4 protein-coding genes are annotated in these 3,252 nt (G+C 58.3%); 2 read left to right on the top strand and 2 right to left on the bottom strand.

The window, feature by feature from the left end:
• Window positions 1-1,056 (top strand): methyl-accepting chemotaxis protein (locus RT91_RS18670; RefSeq protein ID WP_240314360.1); only part of this gene is annotated, 1,056 nt, incomplete at its 5' end.
• 234 nt (window positions 1,057-1,290) lie between these two features.
• The gene (locus RT91_RS18665; protein WP_082468662.1) at window positions 1,291-2,310 is read left to right on the top strand and encodes an IS110 family transposase; all 1,020 of its coding nucleotides are present in this window, start codon (window positions 1,291-1,293) and stop codon (window positions 2,308-2,310) included.
• 325 nt (window positions 2,311-2,635) lie between these two features.
• Here the strand turns inward: RT91_RS18665 and RT91_RS18660 are convergent, their stop codons facing one another.
• On the bottom strand, window positions 2,636-3,022 hold the full coding sequence (locus RT91_RS18660; protein WP_035189184.1) for an IS5/IS1182 family transposase: 387 nt from the start codon (window positions 3,020-3,022) through the stop codon (window positions 2,636-2,638).
• A gap of 17 nt (window positions 3,023-3,039) precedes the next feature.
• A partial coding sequence (locus RT91_RS18655) for an IS5/IS1182 family transposase (protein ID WP_035189179.1) occupies window positions 3,040-3,252 on the bottom strand: 213 nt, incomplete at its 5' end.

Below are 3,252 nucleotides of genomic sequence, written 5' to 3'. Positions count from 1 at the left end.
GGCATTACAGTTGGCTTGAAAGAGCTTGCGGGTAAAAATCTAGAATATAGAATTACAGATATTTTCTCCCATGATTTCGAAAGCGTTCGTCAGGATTTCAATTCATCACTTGAACAATTGGAATCGACAATGGCTGCGATTTCATCGAATATCCAGAGTGTCAGAAGCAGTTCCGGTGAAATTGCCCAGGCATCCGACGATCTTGCACGCCGCACGGAGCAGCAGGCCGCAAGCCTCGAGGAGACCGCGGCTGCATTGAATGAAATTACAACGACTGTGGCGAAGACGGCTGAAAGCGCCTCTGAGGCTCGCGACATTGTTGATATGGCAAAGTCCGACGCAGAACATTCTGCCGTCGTAGTCGCGGAGACCGTGAGTGCGATGGCGGGTATCGAGAACTCATCCAATCAGATCAGCAACATCATCGGCGTCATCGACGAGATCGCGTTTCAGACCAATCTCCTTGCCCTGAATGCCGGGGTAGAGGCCGCACGCGCCGGTGATGCAGGGCGCGGGTTTGCCGTCGTGGCCACTGAGGTTCGCGCCCTGGCGCAACGCTCGGCCGACGCGGCGAAAGAGATAAAGACGCTAATTTCCGCTTCGACTCAACAAGTTGGTATTGGCGTGGCACTGGTCGGCAAGACCGGGAAGGCCCTGCAAGGGATTGCCGAACAGGTTGCCAGGCTGAATGGCATGATCGGCGACATCACAGGATCTACGCGGGAACAGTCGTCCGGACTTAGTCAGGTGAACACAGCGGTCAGCCAGATGGATCAGGTCACGCAACAGAATGCAGCGATGGTTGAGGAAACAACGGCGGCAAGTCACAGCCTGGCGCGCGAGGCCCAGGAGCTGGCCAGGCTTGTCGGTCAGTTCCGCATCGGCAAGGCCTCTCGTGTGCAGCAAGCAGTGAAGCCGGAAATGAACAGGAGGCCGGCGAGATCGTACGCTCCGGACCATCACAAGCCAGATCGAAATGCCCCTGCGACGCGGCCCTTGGGCAACTCCAACGAACTCGTCGCGGAGGGTGCTGAAGCTGGCTGGGATGAGTTCTGATTTAGTTATCATCCACAGCGGCTCCGGACGTTCTGACCATGTCTCCGTCCCGAGACGGTAAGGGTTAGGGCCAAAGCTGTCCGAGCCAATCAATTACGGTCCGGATTGCGAGTGTTTGTTTCCGAGCATGCCTCCGGGTGTTGATTTCCACTGAGATTTGTTGGGGTGGAACGGCCCGCGGTATCGGATGTGCCAAGATGAGGTCGCTCAAATGACCATCATGAACGGGCCGTTCTGATGGAATTTAAACGCATATCGATTGACACGTCGAAGCATATTTTCACGATACACGGCGTGGATGTGCATGGTCGTGTCATTTTGCGGCGGGAACTGCGACGTCGACAGATTGAATCCTTTTTCGCCAGGTTGCCGGCGACGGAGATTGCTCTGAAAGCCTGTGCGGGGAGCCATAATTGGGGTCGAAAATTTAGCGCCATGGGTCACCGGCTCAAGCTGATTCCGCCGCAATACGTGAAGCCCTTCGTCAAGCGCGGCAAGAACGATCGCAACGACGCGGAAGCGATCAGTGAGGCGGCCTCGCGGCCGAACATGCGGACCGTGCCGGTGAAGACGGTCGACGAGCAGGCTGCGACGATTGTCGTAAAGCACCGTGAGATGCTGGTCGGGCAACGGACGCAGGCGGTCAACGCTTTGCGCGGCCACGCAGCTGAATTCGGTATCGTCGCTGCCAAAGATTGCGGCAATGTCGAGGCACTGGTCTGCGTTCTGACAAGCCAGCCCGCCATCCCCGACGGCGCCCGGGCGATGTTTGCCCAGAAGGGACGGCATGTCGCTGAACTTGATCAGAAGATCCGGGCGATCGACCGGCAACTGCTGGAGCAACATAAGGCCAACCCGGTCAGCCAGCGTCTCGCTGCGATCCCCGGTGTCGGGCCAATTACCGGGATTATCATGGCCCTGTCGGTAAACCCGGCAAATTTCGAGAGTGGCCGCCACTTCGCTGCGTGGCTGGGACTGACGCCACGAGAACATTCGACAGGTGGAAGACATCGCCTTGGCCGGATCAGAAAGGCGGGCAATGAGCGGTTGCGCCAGTTACTGGTCGTCGGCGCCATGGCGGTGGTTCGATACGCCAAGCCGGGCAGCAAATCAGCAAATGCCTGGCTCCTGCAATTGCTGGAGCGCCGGCCGCACAAGATCGCGGCGATCGCTCTGGCCAACAAGATCGCCCGGATCATCTGGGCGATAATGGCGCGCGGCGAGGCATACCGGCGGCAGCCGGCAGCAGCCTGACCGCGGCCGGTGCCAGGGAGGCAAGAGCGACAGAAGCAGATGGCGATCGGTCGAACCGACGAATGGCGACAATCCAGCCGGGGTCAACGGCACATCGATGCCGCAGAAGTGTTTGGACGTCATTCGCGGAACCCATCTGGGCCAGCGGCCATGATGCCGCGACAACAGGCCGGACACATGACCGCATTCGTGCCGCCGCCAAATTCTCGCACCGTCGATCTTGAATCCAGGGCCGTTCCACACACGGCCCGGGACTTCCATCGCAACGCGTTTGATCATTCGATAGGCGCTCGACCTCGGGTTGGACACTAGGGTTTGTGGGGATTCATCGTGAGTTGATGACGGCTGCGGCGAGGTGGATCATTGCCTGGAAGCTCTGGTCTGTTTTGCAGGCGCGCAGGGCGATGCGTTTGAACTCCTTGAGCTTGCAGAAGAAATTCTCGATCAGATGACGCCATTTGTAGGTTTCGTGGTCGATTTTCAGCTTCAGTGCCCGGGCCGGGTGCTGGGAAATGACGATCCTGGCGCCTCTTTCGTTGAGTTCTGCGACCAGAGCGTTGCTGTCGAATGCCTTGTCTGCGATCAATCCACCGAATTCGACGTTGTCGATCAGTGGCGGGACCTCGATGCTGTCATAGCGATTGCCCGGCATGAGACGAAAGCGCACAAGGTTGCCCAAGGCATCCGTCAGCGCCAGAATTTTGGTTGTCATGCCACCTTTGGAACGGCCTATGGCCTGGCTTTGAGTCCCCCTTTTGCGCCCTGGCCGTGACGGTGGACCTTGACGATCGTGCCGTCGACCATGGCGTATTCCATATCGGGTTCATCAGATACCGCGTCGAAAATCCGTTTGAAAACATCAGCGCGACGCCAGTCGTTGAACCGGCGGTAGGCCGTGCTCCAGTTGCCAAACATCGAAGGCAGATCACGCCACGGACTGCC

The organism is Acidiphilium sp. JA12-A1 (genome assembly GCF_000724705.2).
GTDB lineage: Bacteria > Pseudomonadota > Alphaproteobacteria > Acetobacterales > Acetobacteraceae > Acidiphilium > Acidiphilium multivorum.
The sequence above is the reverse complement of the archived record's forward strand: the minus strand, read 5'-3'. Positions and strand labels throughout refer to the sequence as shown.